The organism is Streptomyces sp. ADMS (assembly GCF_033441795.1).
Lineage (GTDB): Bacteria > Actinomycetota > Actinomycetes > Streptomycetales > Streptomycetaceae > Streptomyces.
Genome location: NZ_JAVFVX010000041.1, coordinates 30238 through 48776, shown reverse-complemented (window position 1 = coordinate 48776; position 18539 = coordinate 30238). Strand labels below are relative to the sequence as shown.

Annotated in this window: 17 protein-coding genes and 2 pseudogenes; 8 read left to right on the top strand and 11 right to left on the bottom strand. The window is 69.1% G+C overall.

Annotation, left to right across the window (positions count from 1 at the left end):
- The first annotated feature begins 166 nt into the window (after positions 1-166).
- From RB628_RS19455 to RB628_RS19430, 6 genes are all read left to right on the top strand, one after another.
- Complete coding sequence (locus tag RB628_RS19455; RefSeq protein ID WP_318321750.1) at positions 167-904, top strand: response regulator transcription factor; 738 nt, start codon at positions 167-169, stop codon at positions 902-904.
- 156 nt (positions 905-1060) lie between these two features.
- On the top strand, positions 1061-2791 hold the full coding sequence (locus tag RB628_RS19450) for a HAMP domain-containing sensor histidine kinase (protein WP_318321749.1): 1731 nt from the start codon (positions 1061-1063) through the stop codon (positions 2789-2791).
- 14 nt (positions 2792-2805) lie between these two features.
- Complete coding sequence (locus tag RB628_RS19445) at positions 2806-4356, top strand: glycosyltransferase (protein ID WP_318321748.1); 1551 nt, start codon at positions 2806-2808, stop codon at positions 4354-4356.
- Complete coding sequence (locus RB628_RS19440) at positions 4353-6602, top strand: ArnT family glycosyltransferase (protein WP_318321747.1); 2250 nt, start codon at positions 4353-4355, stop codon at positions 6600-6602. Before RB628_RS19445 ends, RB628_RS19440 begins: the two co-directional genes overlap by 4 nt.
- Positions 6603-6699: 97 nt before the next feature.
- On the top strand, positions 6700-8211 hold the full coding sequence (locus tag RB628_RS19435; protein WP_318321746.1) for an MFS transporter: 1512 nt from the start codon (positions 6700-6702) through the stop codon (positions 8209-8211).
- A gap of 158 nt (positions 8212-8369) precedes the next feature.
- The gene (locus RB628_RS19430) at positions 8370-9161 is read left to right on the top strand and encodes a TetR/AcrR family transcriptional regulator (protein ID WP_318321745.1); all 792 of its coding nucleotides are present in this window, start codon (positions 8370-8372) and stop codon (positions 9159-9161) included.
- Between the two features lie 58 nt (positions 9162-9219).
- On the opposite strand, the gene RB628_RS19425 is transcribed toward RB628_RS19430, so the two are convergent.
- The 4 genes and pseudogenes from RB628_RS19425 to RB628_RS19410 form a co-directional block, all read right to left on the bottom strand.
- Entirely contained in the window at positions 9220-9690 is a 471-nt protein-coding gene (locus tag RB628_RS19425) for a PPOX class F420-dependent oxidoreductase (RefSeq protein WP_318321744.1), read from the bottom strand.
- 9 nt (positions 9691-9699) lie between these two features.
- On the bottom strand, positions 9700-9825 hold the full coding sequence (locus tag RB628_RS19420) for a DUF397 domain-containing protein (RefSeq protein WP_318321770.1): 126 nt from the start codon (positions 9823-9825) through the stop codon (positions 9700-9702).
- A gap of 9 nt (positions 9826-9834) precedes the next feature.
- Positions 9835-11603, bottom strand: a pseudogene (locus RB628_RS19415) (MDR family MFS transporter); the annotation flags it as partial.
- Positions 11604-11631: 28 nt separating this feature from the next.
- The gene (locus RB628_RS19410; protein WP_318321742.1) at positions 11632-12090 is read right to left on the bottom strand and encodes a MarR family winged helix-turn-helix transcriptional regulator; all 459 of its coding nucleotides are present in this window, start codon (positions 12088-12090) and stop codon (positions 11632-11634) included.
- 210 nt (positions 12091-12300) lie between these two features.
- On the opposite strand from RB628_RS19410, the gene RB628_RS19405 reads away from it, so the two are divergent.
- Positions 12301-12495, top strand: a complete 195-nt coding sequence (locus RB628_RS19405) for a hypothetical protein (protein ID WP_318321741.1) — start codon at positions 12301-12303, stop codon at positions 12493-12495.
- 47 nt (positions 12496-12542) lie between these two features.
- Positions 12543-13056, top strand: a pseudogene (locus RB628_RS19400) (GntR family transcriptional regulator).
- Between the two features lie 14 nt (positions 13057-13070).
- Here RB628_RS19400 and RB628_RS19395 read toward each other — a convergent pair.
- From RB628_RS19395 to RB628_RS19365, 7 genes are all read right to left on the bottom strand, one after another.
- Positions 13071-13319 carry a hypothetical protein gene (locus RB628_RS19395; RefSeq protein ID WP_318321740.1) on the bottom strand — a complete coding sequence of 83 codons (249 nt, stop codon included), beginning with the start codon at positions 13317-13319 and terminating at the stop codon, positions 13071-13073.
- Positions 13320-13928: 609 nt separating this feature from the next.
- On the bottom strand, positions 13929-14846 hold the full coding sequence (locus RB628_RS19390; RefSeq protein WP_318321739.1) for an RNA polymerase sigma factor SigF: 918 nt from the start codon (positions 14844-14846) through the stop codon (positions 13929-13931).
- A gap of 317 nt (positions 14847-15163) precedes the next feature.
- Positions 15164-16042 carry an RNA polymerase sigma factor SigF gene (locus RB628_RS19385; protein WP_318321738.1) on the bottom strand — a complete coding sequence of 293 codons (879 nt, stop codon included), beginning with the start codon at positions 16040-16042 and terminating at the stop codon, positions 15164-15166.
- Positions 16043-16199: 157 nt separating this feature from the next.
- Complete coding sequence (locus RB628_RS19380; protein WP_318321737.1) at positions 16200-16493, bottom strand: Dabb family protein; 294 nt, start codon at positions 16491-16493, stop codon at positions 16200-16202.
- A 36-nt stretch (positions 16494-16529) separates the two neighbouring features.
- Complete coding sequence (locus tag RB628_RS19375; RefSeq protein ID WP_318321773.1) at positions 16530-16766, bottom strand: hypothetical protein; 237 nt, start codon at positions 16764-16766, stop codon at positions 16530-16532.
- 229 nt (positions 16767-16995) lie between these two features.
- Positions 16996-17613 carry a GNAT family N-acetyltransferase gene (locus RB628_RS19370; protein ID WP_318321736.1) on the bottom strand — a complete coding sequence of 206 codons (618 nt, stop codon included), beginning with the start codon at positions 17611-17613 and terminating at the stop codon, positions 16996-16998.
- Positions 17594-18352, bottom strand: coding sequence for a GntR family transcriptional regulator (locus RB628_RS19365; RefSeq protein ID WP_318321735.1), 759 nt, complete (start codon positions 18350-18352; stop codon positions 17594-17596). The genes RB628_RS19370 and RB628_RS19365 overlap by 20 nt, the downstream gene beginning before the upstream one ends.
- Between the last annotated feature and the right edge of the window lie 187 nt (positions 18353-18539).

Genomic DNA, 18539 nt, shown 5'->3' with positions numbered 1-18539 from the left:
GTAGGGAAGGGGTTCGGCGTGCCGCGGGGAGTGGTTCCGCGCTTGCTCCTCCGGCTTCCCGGGGCCGGAATTCCCAGGAATTCCCTGAGAGGCGCCTGTGAGTTTCTCAGGAAAATCACAGGTTCCGGAAAGCTTGCTCTCAGAGGACACCGACATGGTTTCCGCTATGACCACGACCTCGCCCCAGGGGCGCACCGAACTGCTGAGGCCGGACGGGAGCCCCGTCCGAGTGCTTGTGGTGGACGACGAGCTGTCGATCACCGAGCTGCTGTCCATGGCCCTTCGCTACGAAGGCTGGCAGATCCGCAGCGCGGGTGACGGAACGGGTGCGGTGCAGACCGCGCGCGAGTTCCGGCCCGACGCCGTCGTTCTCGACATGATGCTGCCCGACATGGACGGCCTCACCGTCCTCGGCCGGCTGCGGCGCGACATGCCCGACGTACCCGTGCTGTTCCTGACGGCCAAGGACGCGGTCGAGGACCGGATCGCCGGCCTGACCGCGGGCGGCGACGACTACGTCACCAAGCCCTTCAGCCTCGAAGAGGTCGTGGCGCGGCTGCGCGGCCTGATCCGGCGCTCCGGTGCCGCCGACCGGCGTTCCGACTCCGTGCTGGTCGTCGGTGACCTCACCCTCGACGAGGACAGCCACGAGGTGTCGCGGGCCGGGGAGGGCATCCACCTCACCGCGACCGAGTTCGAGCTGCTGCGCTTCTTGATGCGCAACCCGCGGCGCGTGCTCAGCAAGGCGCAGATACTCGACCGGGTGTGGTCGTACGACTTCGGCGGCCAGGCGAACGTCGTCGAGCTGTACATCTCCTACCTGCGGCGGAAGATAGACGCCGGACGCGAGCCGATGATCCACACCCGGCGCGGTGCCGGGTATCTGATCAAGCCCGCCGGCTGATCCCGTCCTCGGTCACGGGCGGGCGTGTGTCCGCCCTCAGAGTCCCGGGTCGTTCGATTCCCCGGCGGGCGGGACGGCGCGCGGTGACAATGTAGGGCGCGTCAATGGTGGTGCCGCTCCGGAAGACGTAGTCGAGCCCGGCAGGAGGGCAGCACGGTGAGCAGCAAGAGGAAAGCGGGCGGGCAGCGGAGGCTGAGCAGGTCGCAGCAGAAGGCGCAGCGGCAGAGCAGGCCGCGGACCCTGCGTACGCGGCTTGTCGTCTCGGCGGTCTCGCTGATCGCCGTGGTGTGCGCCGTGATGGGTACGGTGACGACCATCGCGCTCGAACAGCACCTCTACAAGCAGCTGGGCAGCCAGGTCACGGAGGCCGCCAAGCGCGTCGGCGGTCCCCCGGACGGGCCTGGCGGTGTCAACGGCAGCCCGCCCGAGGGGGCGCCGGACAGCAGTGGCTCGTCCTCCTCCTCGTCCTCCACGGATTCCTCGTCCTCCAGCGCCAACAGCACCACCTCCGGTGCGGGCGCCGGTACGCAGACCGTCGAGCAGCGGCTCTCGGACTTCATGGAGAAGGGCGGGACGCAGGAGTACACCGTGGCCGCCGCCGTCGACACGAACGGCGGCGTCACCCAGGCGTACGTCGCCAGGATGCAGTCGAGCACGGGTACGACCGACAGCGGTGTGACCGGCATGGACGCGGTCCAGCTCAACGAGACGCAGATGGCCGAACTGGCCGCCGTCTCCCGGGACGGCAGCCTGCACACCGCCACTCTCACCGGGCTCGGCGAGTACCGCGTCACGTACGTCACCGGCGAGCGCGGCACCTACTACGTCGCCCTGCCCACCGAGTCCGTCACCACGACCATCAGCACCCTGATCCTCGTCGAGGTCAGCGTCACCGCCGCAGGCCTCGTAGCCGCCGGTATCGCAGGGTCCGTGCTTGTCGGAGTGGCCCTGCGCCCCCTCCGCAAGGTCGCCTCGACCGCCACCCGCGTCTCCGAACTCCCGCTGCACACCGGCGAGGTAACCCTCAACGAGCGGGTCGCCGAGTCCGAGACCGACCCGCACACCGAGGTCGGCCAGGTCGGCGCCGCCCTCAACCGCATGCTCGACCATGTGCACGGCGCCCTGCACTCACGCCAGCAGAGCGAGATGCGCGTACGTCAGTTCGTCGCGGACGCCAGCCATGAGCTGCGTACGCCGCTTGCCTCGATTCGCGGGTACGCCGAGCTGACCAGACGTGGACGTGAGGAGACCGGGCCGGACACCCGGCACGCCCTCGGGCGGATCGAGTCCGAGGCGGGGCGGATGACCCTGCTCGTCGAGGATCTTCTGCTGCTCGCGCGCCTCGACGCGGGCCGTCCGCTCCAGTTCGACCAGACCGACCTCGTACCGCTCGTCGTGGACACCATCAGCGACGCGCGCGCCGCCGGCCGGGACCACAACTGGCGGCTCGACCTGCCCGACGAGCCCGCGCTGGTGTCGGCGGACGCGGCCCGGCTGCAACAGGTCCTCGTGAACCTGCTGGCCAACGCCCGCACGCACACCCCGCCCGGTACGACCGTCACCGCACGCGTGCAGCGGCGCGGGCCGTGGCTGTGTGTGGACGTGCAGGACGACGGGCAGGGCATTCCGGCCGACCTGTTGCCGCATGTGTTCGAACGGTTCGCGCGCGGCGACTCCGCGCGCTCCCGATCCACCGGCTCGACAGGTCTCGGGCTCGCCATCGTGCAGGCCGTCGCGACCGCGCACGGCGGTGCCGTGACCGTCGACAGCGTGCCCGGACAGACCATCTTTACGGTGCACCTGCCTGCTCTCGCCCCCGAAACAGACTGGCAATCGGACTCACAGGTACAGCACAGTGCCACCACATGGGTGGAACAGGGGGCTTGACGAAAGTCGGTCCTATGCGAACCGACTCTTCTCCCGGCACCCTGCCGGCGCGGGAGCACCTCCCGGCCGCGGCAGCCGGTACGCCTGTCCTGGACGTAGTGATCCCCGTCTTCAACGAGGAGAAGGACCTCCAGCCATGTGTGCTCAGACTGCACGAGCACCTCAAGCGCACGTTCCCGTACGCGTTCCGCATCACGGTCGCGGACAACGCGTCCACGGACACCACTCCCCTGGTGGCGGCGCGGCTGGAGGCGGAGATACCGGAGGTCAGGTCCTTCCGGCTGGAGCAGAAGGGGCGCGGCCGAGCACTGCGGACAGTGTGGTCCGCGTCCGACGCGCCGATCCTCGCCTACATGGACGTCGACCTGTCGACCGACCTGAACGCGCTGCTGCCGCTGGTGGCACCGCTGATCTCCGGTCACTCGGACCTCGCGATCGGCTCCCGGCTCGCCCGCTCCTCGCGCGTCGTGCGCGGTGCGAAGCGGGAGTTCATCAGCCGGACGTACAACCTGATCCTGCGTGGCTCGCTCCAGGCCCGCTTCACGGACGCGCAGTGCGGATTCAAGGCCATCCGGCGTGATGTCGCCCAGATCCTGCTGCCGCTGATCGAGGACACCGGCTGGTTCTTCGACACCGAGATGCTGGTGCTCGCCGAGCGGGCGGGCCTGCGCATCCACGAGGTACCGGTCGACTGGGTCGACGACCCGGACTCGACCGTCCACATCGTCAAGACGGCGACCGACGACCTGAAGGGGGTGTTGCGCGTGGGCAAGGCACTGGCCACCGGCTCGCTGCCGCTGGACCGGCTCACCCGGCCCTTCGGCGACGATCCGCGCGACCGCGACATCAAGGACGTACCGAAGGGGCTGGCCCGCCAGCTCGTCGGGTTCTGTGTGGTCGGCGGTCTGTCGACCCTTTTCTACCTGGTGCTCTACAGCGCCTTCCGGGGCTTCGCCGGCTCGCAGATCGCCAACGCGCTCGCGCTGCTGGTCTCCGCCGTCGCGAACACCGCGGCCAACCGGCGCCTGACCTTCGGGGTGACCGGCCGGGGCGGGGCGATACGGCACCAGGCGCAGGGCCTCGTCGTCTTCGGCATCGGGCTCGCCCTCACCAGCGGCTCGCTCGCCGCCCTCAACGCGGCGACCAGCGACCCCGGACACTCCACGGAGCTGGCGGTGCTCATCGCCGCCAACCTCGCGGCAACGGTGCTGCGGTTCCTGCTCTTCAGGGCCTGGGTGTTCCCGGACCAGCGCGACGAGCCGGCCTCCCCGTCCATGGTGGTCGCCTCGCACACGCCGAACTCACCGACGTACGAGGCGTACCAGGCGCACACGCCGGGCCAGTACAGCAACACTTCGTACAGCAACCCCTCGTACACGAACCCCTCGTACACGAACCCCTCGTACACGAACGCCTCGTACACGAACGCCTCGTACGGCAACTCCCCTTACCCCACCGACCAGTTCCGCGCCGGTGATGTCGCGGACCGTACCTGGGGGGACCCGACCACGCGGCTCCAGCCGGTGCGCCCGCATGACAGCCAGGATCCGAGGAACCCGCGATGACCACTCACTTCGACCAGACGACCCGTTCGGGCCCGGGGGGTGCGAGCCCCTCGTGTCCGCCACCGGACTCAACAGCCGTACAGCAGACGGTGGTTGCCGGCACCGACGGGCCGGCGCCCTCCTCCGGTGAGCCCAGGCAGCCCTTCGTGCGCAGACTGTGGCGCGGACGGCCAGAGGACCATCGGTGGACGCAGCCCGCGTTCCTCGCCACACTTCTGGTGATCGGCGCGCTGTACACCTGGAACCTGACCGCCTCCGGATACGCCAACTCCTTCTACTCTGCGGCCGTTCAGGCCGGCAGCCAGTCCTGGAAGGCCTTCTTCTTCGGCTCCCTCGACTCGGCCAACGCCATCACCGTCGACAAGCCCCCGGCCTCGCTGTGGCCGATGTCGCTGTCGGTCCGGCTCTTCGGCCTCAACTCCTTCGCCATCCTGTTCCCGCAGGTCCTGATGGCCGTCGCCACGGCGGGTGTGCTGTACGCGTCCGTGCGGCGCCGGTTCAGCGCCACGGCCGGCTTCCTCACGATGGCGGTCTTCGCGCTGACTCCCGTCGCCGCGCTGATGTTCCGCTTCAACAACCCGGACGCGCTCCTCGCGCTCCTCATGGCCGCCGCGGTCTACTGCACCCAGCGCGCCATGGAGAAGGCCGAGACGAAGTGGCTGCTCTGGGCGGGTACGGCGATCGGTTTCGCCTTCCTGGTCAAGACGCTCCAGGCATTCCTGATCCTGCCGGTGCTGGCACTGGTGTACGTGATCTTCGCCCCGACCAGCGTCCGCAGGCGCATCGGACAGGTACTGGCCGCCGGGCTCGCGATGATCGTCGCGGGCGGCTGGTGGGTCGCGATCGTCGAGCTGTGGCCGGCGTCCTCGCGCCCCTACATCGGCGGCTCGCAGAACAACTCGTTCCTTGAACTGACCTTTGGCTACAACGGACTTGGCCGTCTCAACGGCGAGGAGACCGGCAGTGTCGGCGGCGGAGGCGGCGGAGGCGGCGGCAACTGGGGCGAGACCGGCTGGGACCGGATGTTCAGCTCCAGCATCGGCGGCCAGATCTCCTGGCTGATCCCGGCCGCACTGATCCTGCTCGGCGCGGCGATCTGGGCCGGCCGCAAGGCCAACCGCACGGACAGCGCCCGCGCCGGGTTCCTCCTCTGGGGCGGCTCGCTGCTGATCACCATGGTGATCTTCAGCTTCATGCAGGGCATCTTCCACGAGTACTACACGGTCGCCCTCGCCCCCTACATCGCGCCGCTGATCGGTATGGGTGCGGCCCTGCTCTGGCAGGAGCGGGACAGGATGTGGGCGTCGCTGACGCTCGCGGGTGCCATGACGGCCACCGCGGTCTGGGGGTACGTCCTCCTCAACCGGTCCTCCGACTACCTGCCCTGGCTGAAGTGGCTCGTACTGGTGGGCGGTCTGACGGCCGCGCTGGGTCTGGTCTTCGTCAACCGGCTCGGTCGCCAACTGGCCCTGGCGGTCGTCGGGTTGAGCTTCGTCACGGCGCTGGCGGGTCCGGCCGCGTACTCCCTCACCACTCTCAACGAGGGCCACACCGGCTCGATCGTCACGGCGGGCCCGTCGGTGTCGGGCGGTCGCGGTGGCCCCGGCGGTGGCGGCGGCGGTATGGGCGGCGGTCCTGGTGGTGGCGGTATGGGTGGCCAGCAGGGTCAGCAGAACGGCAACGGCAACACCCAGCAGGGTGGTGGCGGCATGGGGCAGCCTCCCACCGGCGGCAACGGCGGCGGCTTCCCCGGCGGCGGCAACGGCAACACCCAGAACCAGCAGCAGGGCAACGGGAACACCCAGCAGGGTGGCCCCGGCGGCCAGACAGGCGAGGGCGGCGGCATGGGCGGCGGCGGTGGCGTGGGCGGTCTGCTCAACGGTGCCAGCGTCAGCAGCGAGGCCAAGGCCCTGCTGGAGGAGAACGCGAGTGACTACACCTGGGCCGCGGCGGCCGTCGGCGCCCAGAACGCGGCGAGTTACCAGCTCTCCACCGGCGACCCGGTGATGGCGATCGGCGGCTTCAACGGCACGGACCCGTCCCCGACGCTGGCCGAGTTCAAGAAGTACGTGGAGGACGGCAAGATCCACTACTTCATCTCCAGCGGCTCCGGCGGCGGTATGGGCGGCAGCAGTACGACGAGTACGTCGTCCCAGATCAGCTCGTGGGTCGAGAGCAACTTCAAGGAGGTGACGGTGGGTTCTGCCACCTTCTACGACCTGACCCAGCCGACGAGCGGCAGCTGACCGTTCATACGAGGGCGGTGGCCCGGAGCGGGATCGCTCCGGGCCACCGCCCTTTGTTTGTTGTACGCCGTATAGGAATTGTTCTACGGTGTACAACATGTCTACGTCCCCCCAAGGCGACCTTCAGGGCCAGGGCCAGGGTCACCCCCAGCGCTGGCTGATCCTCGGTGTCATCTGTCTCGCGCAGCTCACCGTGCTGCTCGACAACACCGTCCTGAACGTCGCGATCCCCTCCCTCACCCGGGAGCTGGGCGCCGGCACCTCCGACATCCAGTGGATGATCAACGCGTACTCGCTGGTCCAGTCGGGCCTGCTGCTCACCGCGGGCAGCGCGGCCGACCGCTACGGCCGCAAGAAGATGCTGATCGCGGGCCTCGTCCTGTTCGGCGTGGGCTCACTGTTTGCCGGACTGGCCGACAGCACCGGCCAGTTGATCGCCGCGCGCGCCGGGATGGGCGTCGGCGGCGCGCTGCTGATGACGACCACCCTCGCCGTGGCGATGCAGATCTTCACCCCCGAGGAACAGCCGAAGGCCATCGGCATCTGGGCCGCCGTCAACTCACTCGGCTTCGCCACCGGCCCCCTCCTCGGCGGCTTCATGCTGAACCACTTCTGGTGGGGCGCGATCTTCCTCATCAACCTCCCGGTCGCGGCGCTCGGGTTGGTGGCGGTCGTGGCCCTCGTGCCCGAGTCGAGGAATCCGGCCGGCGACCGCCCCGACCTCCTGGGCGCACTGCTCTCCACGATCGGCATGTCCTCGCTCGTGTACGCGATCATCTCCGGCCCCGAGCACGGCTGGACGTCCGGCCGCGTGCTGGTGCCGGCGACCGTCGCGGTCGTGGTGCTGGGCGCCTTCGCGTACTGGGAGAGCCGGATCCCGCACCCCATGCTCGACATGCACTTCTTCAGGAACCGCCGGTTCACGGGCGCGGTCGCGGGCGCGGTACTGATCACGTTCGGGATGGGCGGGTCGCTCTTCCTGCTCACCCAGCACATGCAGTTCGTGCTCGGATACGGCCCCTTGGAGGCCGGGCTGCGCACGGCACCGCTCGCGCTCGCGATCGTCGCCCTGAACTTCACCGGTGTCGCGGCGAAATGGGCGGCCAGGGTCGGGACCCCGCTCGCCGTCGGGCTGGGCATGACACTGATGTCGTGCGGCCTGGCCTCCATAGCGACGGTTGCCTCCGGCGGTTACGCGGGTACGTTGCTGGGGCTGCTGCTCATCGGCACGGGGGCCGCGGTGGCCAGCCCCGCGATGGCACACGCGATCATGAGCTCGATTCCGCCGGAGAAGGCAGGCGTCGGGGCGGGGATCAACGGCACGGTGGCCGAGTTCGGGCAGGGGCTGGGGGTCGCGGTGCTCGGCGCTGTGCTGAACTCGCGGTTCGCGGCGCTCGTTCCCGTGGCGGCGGTGTCCCTGCCGGGGGCGTTGGCGGAGGCGGGGTCGGCTGCGGAGAGGGCGCGGATCACGGATGCGTTCGCCTCCGGCTTGGAGACCAGTCAGCTGGTAGGGGCGGCAGCGGTGTTGCTCGGTGGGGTGGTCGCGGCGGTGTTGTTGCGCAGGGCTGAGCGGGCAGAGTCCGAGGTGGGTGTGGGCGCGGTCGCCTAGGAGTTCGGGGGTTCTGTTCGGCTGCGGCTGCGGCTGCGGCTGCGGGTGGTCTGTGGTCGATCGCGCCCACGCGGCGGAGCCGCACATGCCACAGCCCCGCGCCCCTGAAGGGGGCGCCTAGCATGGCCCGTGTCGGAAGGCTGACGAAAGGTACGGCCATGGTGAGCGCAGCCGAGGGGCCCGCGCGGACCAGCGTGTGGCTGGACGGTAAAACCGTGCGCCGGAGCAGCGGCGGCCGTGGCGGGCAGCCCTCCGGGCTCGACCGGGACCGGATCACCGAAGTGACCGTCCGCCTGCTGGACGCGGAGGGGCTGGCCAGGTTCTCAATGCGGCGTCTTGCCGCCGAGCTGAACGTCACGGCGATGTCCGTGTACTGGTACGTCGACACCAAGGACGACCTGCTCGAACTCGCCCTCGACGCGGCCTCCGCCGAACTGCGCCTGCCCGACCCGGAGGCCGACGGCGAGGACTGGCGGGACCAACTGCGCATGCTGGCCGGCGAGTACCGCGCCCTGCTGGTCCGCCACCCCTGGGTGTCGCCGCTCGCCGGGACCTACCTCAACATCGGCCCGCACTCACAGGCATTCTCGCGTGCCGTCCAGCGCGTCCTCCGCCGTACCGGCCTGCCCGCGCGCGGGCTCACGGGCGCCATCGCCGCCGTCTTCCAGTTCGTGTACGGATTCGGCACGATCGAGGGCCACTTCATCGCCCGCTGTACGGCCGCCGGCATGACCCAGGACGCCTACTTCCGGCACGCGATGAGCGCTGTCGGGGCCGCCCCGGAGGCCGCCGAGTTCATCCAGGAGTCGGCGGACATGATGGCGGCGCGGGGCGGCGGCACGGTGGAGGAGATGCGCGAACGGGACTTCGACTTCGCGCTGGAGCTGCTGGTGGCGGGGATCGAGGCGATGGTGACCCGGGTGGGCAGCATCAGCCCGTCCGGCGATTGAGGACGAGCGCGTTCAGCGCGAACGGGAGTCTGGGGGCGAAGCCCCCAGGGACGAGGCCCTACTCCTGCGGAGCAAGCCGCGCCGGGAACCCGCCGGTGGCAACCGGCCCCCACTTCACAGGCGTCACGCGAATGATCGACTTCCCCTGCTTCACCATCGCCGCGCGGTACTCGTCCCAGTCCGGATGCTCACCGGCGATGTTCCGGTAGTACTCCACGAGCGGCTCGACCGACTCCGGGGAGTCGACGACCTCCGCCGTGCCGTCGATCTGGACCCACGGCCCGTTCCAGTCGTCGCTCAGCACAAGCAGGCTGACGCGCTCGTCCCGCTTGGCGTTGTGCGTCTTGGCGCGCTCGGGGTACGTCGACACGACGACCCGCCCAGAGTCGTCGACCCCGCAGGTCAGCGGCGAGGCCTGCGGGGACCCGTCCGCGCGCCGGGTGAGCAGGATCGCCCGGTGGCGGGGCCGTACGAAGTCGAGCAGCTCGGCCAGCGACACGGTGGTGTTCGTAGCGATGTTCGGTGCCATAAGGCCAGCCTAGGCGCAGGGGGGTTGCGGGGCCTGTTCCCTCCCTGGTACACCCGGCCCGGCCGCCACGAATTCCGCCCAGGTGGTGGGCCGGAGGATGAGGTGGGGGCTGGCGGGGGTCTTGGAGTCGCGTATGTGGATGGTGGAGATCAGCGTGACGGCGGCCTGCGGAACGGGCGCGCTCCCGGCACCGCGGACGTGACACATACCGGAATCCCGGCACGGGCAGGTTCGCCGGCGGTCTCGACAGCCACCGTCTCCGTCGCCTGCTCCGCGACCGGGGCGACCGGAGTGGAGACGGTCCCCCTCTCCTCCGCGGCCTGCGCCAGCGCGCCCTTCGTCCGCAACGGGACCTCCTTGATGAACAGGGAGAAGACGAGCGCGAGGAGGGCGGCCGGGGCTGCGTAGAGGAAGACGTCGCCGATGCCGTGGCCGTACGCGCCCTCCATGACCGTGCGCAGCGGTGCGGGCAGCGCGTCGAGGTCGGGGATGGTGTCGGAGGTGGAACCGGAGAGCGCCGAGGCGTACTTCGGGTCGATGGTGGCCAGACCGTCCTTGAGGTGGTCGGCGATCCGGTGACTGAGCACCGCGCCCAGTGCGGAGACGCCGATGGCGCCGCCGAGGGAGCGGAAGAAGGTGACCACCGAGCTGGCGACGCCCAGGTCGGTGGGGGAGACCTGATTCTGGGTGCAGAGCACCAGGTTCTGCATCATCATGCCGACGCCGAGGCCGAGGAGGGCCATGTAGACGGCGACGTGCCAGTACGCGGTGTCGTGGCGCAGGGTGCCGAGCAGACCGAGACCGGCCGTCACCAGTACACCGCCGGCGAGCAGCCAGGCCTTCCAGCGTCCCGTACGGGTGATGACCTGGCCGGAGACGGTGGAGGAGACGAACAGGCCGCCGATCATCGGGATCGTCATGACGCCGGACATGGTCGGCGACTTGTCGCGGGCCAGCTGGAAGTACTGGCTGAAGAAGATGGTGCCCGCGAACATCGCGACGCCGACGAAGAGCGAGGCGAGCGAGGCGAGGGTGATCGTGCGGTTGCGGAAGAGCCGCAACGGGATGATCGGCTCGTCGGCCTTCGACTCGATGAGGACGAAGACGCCGAGCAGTGCGACCGTGCAGCCGACCATCGCGTACGTCTGCCAGGACACCCAGTCGTACTTGTCGCCGGCGAAGGTCACCCAGACGAGCAGCAGGCAGACGGCCGCGGAGATGAAGAAGGCGCCGGCCCAGTCGACCTTGACCTGGCGCTTGACGACGGGCAGGTGCAGGGTGCGCTGGAGCACGATGAGGGCGATGACGGCGAAGGGCACGCCGACGTAGAAGCACCAGCGCCAGCCGAGCCAGCTGGTGTCGGTGATGACACCGCCGATCAGCGGGCCGCCGACCATCGCGGTCGCGAAGGTGGCGCCGAGGTAGCCGTTGTAGCGGCCGCGCTCACGCGGGGAGATCATCGCCGCGAGAATGATCTGGGCGAGGGCGGACAGTCCGCCCATGCCGATGCCCTGCACGGCACGGAAGGTGATGAGCATGGCCGCGTTCTGCGAGAGACCGGCGGCGGCCGACCCCAGCACGAAGACGACGAGCGCGAACTGGATCAGCAGCTTCTTGGAGAAGAGGTCGGCGAGCTTGCCCCACAGCGGGGTGGACGCGGTCATCGCGAGCAGCGACGCGGTCACGACCCAGGTGTAGGCGCTCTGGCCGCCGCCGAGGTCCTTGATGATGTCGGGCAGGGCGTTGGAGACGATCGTCGACGACAGGATCGCGACGAACATACCGAGCAGCAGCCCGGTGAGCGCTTCCAGGATCTGCCGGTGCGACATCGGCGCGCCGTCGGCGGAGCCGTGGGAGCCTCCCCCGTGCCTGGCGTGCGCCGCCCGCACACCGGCCGGTGTGGTCGTTGCCATTGAACTTCCTTGTCTGTTTCCGCGTCTGCTAGGTCGCTTGGGCGGGCGTGGGGGGTGGTGGAGACCGGCCGAAGCTGTCCCGGAGCCGTCCCATGAGCCGGGCGAGCTGCCCGACCTCCTCGTCGCTCCAGCCGGCGAGCCGGTGGGCGAGCAGTTCGGTGGTCCGCCGCGACAGCTCGCCGGTCTGAGCTCGCCCGGAAGGGGTCAGCCGCAGAACGCGGGAGCGCTTGTCGGCTGGGTCGGGCAGCCGTTCGACCCACCCGCGTGCGGCGATGTGAGCGACATGGCGGCTGGTCACGGACATGTCGACGGCGAGCAGCTCGGCGAGCCGGCTCATCCGCATGTCCCCGTGCCGGTCGAGGAGCGCCAGCACGGCGGCGGAACCGCCGGGACACTCGTGCGGCATGATCCGCCCCATCTCCCGCTTGACGGCCCCGAAGGCACTGAACTGACGCGCCAGCTCCTCGTACTGCGCCTGCTCGGCCACCTCACCCCCTGAGTCCTGACCTGCGTCCGCTGTATTCGTTGCCTGTAGCAACCATAGAAAAGAATGGTTGCTACAGGCAAATGAAACGGGAGGGGGTGGGCTAAAAACTTGGCAAAGGCAAGTATTGGCGAATGTAAACGCCCAGGTGGAGGTGTCGGGGGAGGGGGCCAGCTTGGGCGGGCCCCGCCGAGTTCGCTAGGGTCTCGCATCATGGCCAACACCCAGGGCCCCGAGGGCAACTACGACCCCGCGGGCAGCACCCAGATGTTCCGAGCGTTCGTCGACGAGACCCCCCAGGGCAGCCGCCAGGCACCCACCCCGGCGGGCCCCCGCATCGGCCTGATCGTCGGCGTGGTCGTCGCCGTACTGGTGGTCGCGGCGGTGGCCTGGCTGGCGCTGAAGTAGGACCGACGCCCGCCGTGGCCCCCGGAGGCGACTGGGTCGGCACCTCCATGCCCTGTCTCGCGCCGCGGCAGGGCGGGCAGGGCGACGCCTGGAGCGAGGAAGCCGCCGCGAAGGGGCGGCGGGGTAACCCAGCGCATCGTGCACGCGGGGGAGGTGCCGGCGTCCGAGGAGGCCGGCGGGCTGCTCGGTGTTGCCGAGGGCGAGGCTGTCGTCGTACGGCGCCGGGTGATCGGACTCGACGGTGAGCCCTGTGAGCTGACCGACAGCCACTACCCCGTGCCCATCGCCGGAGGCACCGTACTCGCGGGCGTCGACAGGATTCCCTGCGGGGCCGTCACCCTGCTCGCGCGGCTCGGGCACGTGGGCGTACGGGCGCGGGAGGACGTGACGGCCGGGCTGCCGGGCGCGGCGGAGCGGCAGGCGCCGCGTATCGGCCCGGACATGCCCGTCCTACGGCTGACCAGGCTCACCCTGGACGCCGCCGACCGCCCCCTCCAGGCCGGCCTGATGACCTGGCCCTCCCACCGGCAACGCCTGCGCTACGAGCTCCGGATCGGGTGATCGGACAGCGGGGATCACCCCCGCGCCCACTCCACCCCGACGACCCGTGTCTCCACCCGCATCCCCCACGGCACCCGCCACTCCTCCACGCACACCGTCCAGGTCTCCTCCCTGCTCGCCCCCGGCCCGATCGGCGTCGGCAGCGGCACCCTCGACTCGATCGTCGCCCAGTCGATACCGAGCGCGTCGATGATGTGTGTGCCGAAGGTCACCGTGCCCGAACGCACCGCTGAGCCACCGGTGTTGTGGAAGGTGAGCGTCACCTTTTCGCACCAGCGTTCGCCCGTGGGCTCGCGTACGGGCGCACCCGTGGTGAGGTGGGCTGGACCGGCAGGCGGTGACGTCGACGGCACCGTTGGCGGTGGCGCAGGTGACGTGGACGCAGGTGAAGGTGCAGGTGAAGGCGCCGGTGCCGGCGTAGGAGACGCTGAGTTCGCGTTCGTACCTGCGGAATTGGCGCCCTCTTCCGGTAGGACCGGCGATCGGGGGGCCGTTGCCGACGAGTGCGGTCGACTCTCCTGCCAAGAAGGTGAGTTGGGCGCCGCGGTTTCGGGCTGGTGCCGTCCGTCCAGCGGTACGAACGTCACCTTCCCGGTAGGGGCAATCGCCGTACCGTCGACCGCCGGGCGCTCGACCGCGACATACCCCTCGTCGTGTCCGCCGCCGTCCCCGCACGCCGCCAACACCCCCGCCAGGGCGCAGGTGACGACGGCCGCCGAGGTGGTCAGGGTGATGGCGCCCCGGCGGTCATGCGTCGCGCGGGTCGGTCGAAGCATCGCGACATCGTCGCTGATACCCCGTCAGAAAGAAACCCTCGGACGGGGATCGGGTCAGCCGCGGAGCCGGGTCTGCCGGGCCGGCAGCCGTTGGGCTCAGTCGGAGATCAGGCCCTCGCGCAGCTGGGACAGGGTCCGGGTCAGAAGGCGGGACACGTGCATCTGCGAGATGCCGACCTCCTCGCCGATCTGCGACTGGGTCATGTTGGCGAAGAAGCGCAGCATGATGATCCGGCGCTCGCGCGGCGGGAGTTTGGCCAGCAGCGGCTTCAGGGACTCGCGGTACTCGACGCCCTCCAGCGCGGTGTCCTCGTAGCCGAGGCGGTCGGCCAGGGAGCCCTCGCCGCCGTCGTCCTCCGGGGCCGGGGAGTCCAGGGACGAGGCCGTGTACGCGTTGCCGACCGCGAGGCCGTCGACCACGTCCTCCTCGGACACGCCCAGGACCGCGGCGAGTTCGGTGACCGTCGGCGAGCGGTCCAGCTTCTGGGCGAGTTCGTCGCTGGCCTTGGTGAGGGCCAGGCGAAGCTCCTGCAGACGGCGCGGCACGCGCACCGACCACGAGGTGTCCCGGAAGAACCGCTTGATCTCGCCCACGACCGTCGGCATCGCGAACGTCGGGAACTCGACGCCGCGTTCGCAGTCGAAGCGGTCGATCGCCTTGATCAGGCCGATCGTGCCGACCTGGACGATGTCCTCCATCGGCTCGTTCCGGGAGCGGAAGCGGGCCGCCGCGTACCGGACCAGGGGGAGGTTCAACTCGATGAGGGTGTCCCGGACGTACGCACGCTCGGGGCTGTTCTCGTCGAGGGCGGCGAGCCGCAGGAACAGGGAACGGGACAGGGTGCGGGTGTCGATGGCTCCCGTGGCCGGCGGAGCGGCCGGGAGGGCCTGGACGGCCGGGGCTGCCTCTGCCTCGACCTCCACTACGAGGGCCGGGACGTCGTGAAGCTCGGCGGGCGCCGACTCGCTCTTCGTGAGCGTGAGCACCTTGGAGCTGCCCTGGTCTGCGGACATGCCACCCCCTTTGGGTCGCGGACGGTCGCGGCGGACGTTCCTGATCTGAGGAACGCAGCCTTCACCTGAATACCGGAGCCGAAGCCACGGCAAACGCTCTTCCGGCAGAATGTCACATGTCGGCAACACGCTGTAGTGACATGTCGACATGTGGGACGCGAATCGGCCCTGGAAAGAGGGGGTCTGACGGTTTTTCGCACCAGAACTGCCGGGAAGTGCGCCACTGAGCGATTCGCTCTCTCAGGTGACGACTCGATGCTGCGTCCGGTTACGTGCCACCCGGTCGCGTACTGCCGGGTCGTTTACGTACTGTCCGGTCACGCCTCGATGCGGTTCGCCGACCGCAGCCGCGCGAAACTGCGGGCCAGCAGCCGGGACACATGCATCTGGGAGACACCCAGTTCCGTGCTGATCTGCGACTGGGTGAGATTGCTGTAGTAACGCAGCAACAGGATCCGCTGTTCGCGTTCGGGGAGTTGGACCAGGAGGTGGCGGACCAGGTCGCGGTGCTCCACGCCGTCCAGCGCCGGGTCCTCGTAGCCGAGGCGGTCGACCAGGCCGGGCAGGCCGTCGCCCTCCTGCGCCGCCTCCAGCGAGGTCGCGTGGTACGAGCGGCCGGCCTCGATGCAGGAGAGCACGTCGTCCTCGCTGATCCTCAGCCGCTCGGCGATCTCGGCGGTCGTCGGCGTGCGCCCGAACGCCGTCGTCAGGTCCTCGGTCGCACCGTTGACCTGCACCCACAACTCGTGGAGCCTGCGCGGTACATGGACCGTGCGGACGTTGTCCCGGAAGTACCGCTTGATCTCGCCGATGACGGTCGGCATCGCGAACGTCGGGAACTGCACACCCCGGTCCGGGTCGAAACGGTCGATGGCGTTGATCAGCCCGATGGTGCCGACCTGGACGACGTCCTCCATCGGCTCGTTGCGGGAGCGGAACCGGGCGGCCGCGTAGCGCACGAGCGGGAGGTTGGCCTCGATGAGCGCCCCGCGCACGCGGTTGTGCTCCGGCGTACCCGGGTCCAGCATCTTGAGCTGGCCGAAGAGCACCTGGGTGAGCGCCCGGGTGTCCGCGCCGCGACTCCGCTGAGGGGCGGTCTCCTGAGGGGCGGTCTCCTGGGGCGCGGCTTCCTTGGGTGGCGCAGTACTGGCCGACACGGTCAACGCCACCTCTTCATCGATCAACTCATCCGTCAAAAGCGGTCATAGCATCACAAGACATGTGCACTGTGTGCAAGCACCCCATAACACCGTGTTGAGGAAGAGTTGTTGCATAAGACGCGAAAACGCCCCACACCGTCCAGTGTGGGGCTGCCTGGGTGGCCGTGCCGCGGTCACCTGGCTGTCGCAGGGCTCAGAACTCGTAGTCGGCGATCACCCAGGTGGCGAACTCGCGCCAGGGAGCGGCGGCCGCCTGGTGGGCCGGGTGCTCCAGGTACCGCTTCAGCGCGTCCGTGTCGTCGACAGCCGAGTTGATCGCGAAGTCGTAGGCGATGGGGCGGTCGGTGATGTTCCAGGCGCACTCCCAGAAGCGGAGTTCGTCGATCTGGCCGGCCAGGGCACGGAAGGCCTCGACGCCCGCCGCGACCCGCGGTTCGTCGCGCTGGACGCCCTCGTTGAGCTTGAAGAGGACCAGATGGCGGATCACGTGTACTCCCCGGCTGCTGCTTGGGCTGACTGGCTGCTACTTGGCGCCGTCGGCGACCCAGGTCATGAAGTCACCTATGGCGCTGGCCGCGTTCGAGATGCCTTCGAAGGCTATCCCGACGTAGTCGGCCGCCCCCCTGGGGTCCGTGATGATCACGTATGCCACGAAGACCACGAGTGCATAGACGGCAATCTTCTTCGCGTTCACCGCCACCGCGGCCTCCCCCTCAGACCCGACCAGACCCTGCCGCACGACACCCGACTGACGTCGCACGAAAGGCCCCGCCGTCCGGCGAGGCCCTTCTACAGCGGTAGCGGAGGGATTTGAACCCTCGGTGACTTGCGCCACACTCGCTTTCGAGATTTGTTTGCGGTCACATTAGCATGATCCAGGGTCGTTCAGGCCCGTTCATTTCCGTACTTCCGACCGGCGCGCGAACTGTTGTGAACGGCGCTGGACGGGGGTGAATGAGACGGAAACTGAGACGGAGGAGATCCGAGCGTCACCGGCTCTGAAGTGGCAATTCGGCGTGCGCTGCCACGCCCGGGTGCCGCCCCTCGGTGGGGCCGACGAGCAAGAGGTCATCCGGCATGGCTAGCTCACCCGCCGGCCGTTGGGCCAGCCACCCCGAACGCCTGTGGGACGGAACCTCAGTGCGTACGTGCTTGAAGCCCAAGCGTTCGTAGTAGGCGTGAAGCCCCGTGTTCGTGCGCCATGTGTCGATGCGCACCCAGGTTCGCCCTTCCAGTGCCGCCAGTCGGGACATCCAGTCGATGACCCGTGTACCGAGGTTCCGGCCGGATGCCTCTCGCGCGACTATCAGTTTGTAGAGGTAGAGCGCTGATTCGGGGCGGTCTGTGTCCGTCCAGAAGTCACGGTCGACGGGCCCGCGACTGACGGTTGCCAGCACCGTGTCGTGGTCGTCGACCACCACCCATGCCCGCCCTTCGTCTATGCTCGCGCGCCACTTCCCGATGGCGCGTTCGCCGGTCTCCGGGTCGCTCCACTGGTCGGTTCCTTTGGTGTGTAGCCACCCTTCCGCCTCTGTTCGCAGGGCCAGAAGAGCGGCTACGTCCTCGGCTGCTGCGGGGCGGAGGTACTCAGTCCGTGCTGACTTCATAAAGGATCTTGTGCCTGTCTCCGGGAAGGATGGTGACCATGCAGCGGAGGGGCCGGTTGTCCGCGTCATAGCCCGTTCGGGTGTGCTCTGCGACAGGGGTTGCCGCAGGTAGGGCAAGTAGTTCAGCCTCTGGACGCGTAGGCATGCGCACTGCGATTTCGTCCACGTACTTGACCTGGACGAGCCCCACCGAGGCCAGAATGCCGCCCGGCGCGGCGACGTCTCGCGGCTCCATCAATGGCGTACCGCTCACGAGTTCCTGAGGGAAGTACGAGTCGGCGAGTGCGTACGGTCGGTTGTCTATGAACCGGACGCGCTTGCGCGCCACGGCCAAGCCGGTATCCGGGAGTTCGAGGCGTTCACGCACGTGGGGCGGGGGTTCCACGATCGACACAGAGATGTCTTGCCGGGGGGCGTTCCCGTTCTCTGAGACCGCGCTTGCCCACTGGTCACCAGCGGTTCGGCCCTCAACGGCTGTGGCGTGGCGGCTCCGACTCTCCAGTGTCGTCCAGTTCCACACGACAGGCGGGTAGTCCTCGCGGACGTACTTCCCCTGCCCCTGCCCAGTGACGACCAGACCTTCCTCGATCAGGACGCGTACGCCGGCGCGGATGGTCTCGCGGCTGTAGCCGTACTCACCCATCATCTTGGATTCGCTGGGGAGTGCTTCACCCCCAACGAGCGCCCCGGACAGGATCTGTTCCCGCAGGTCATAGGCGATTTCTTGGGCCTTCGTCATTCCGCGTCGCACTGGCAATACTTCCCCTCTGCTCCGACTCCTCCGTACAAGTTAGACCAGGGGGCTTGACTCTCCAAGCCTGACTCGTGCAGTCTTTTGCCACGGCACTCCTCCAGACAAGTCAGACGGGGTGTCACGTACGGCATGGCAATACAGGTATGCCCGGAGGAAAGCCCGAGGGGGCGAG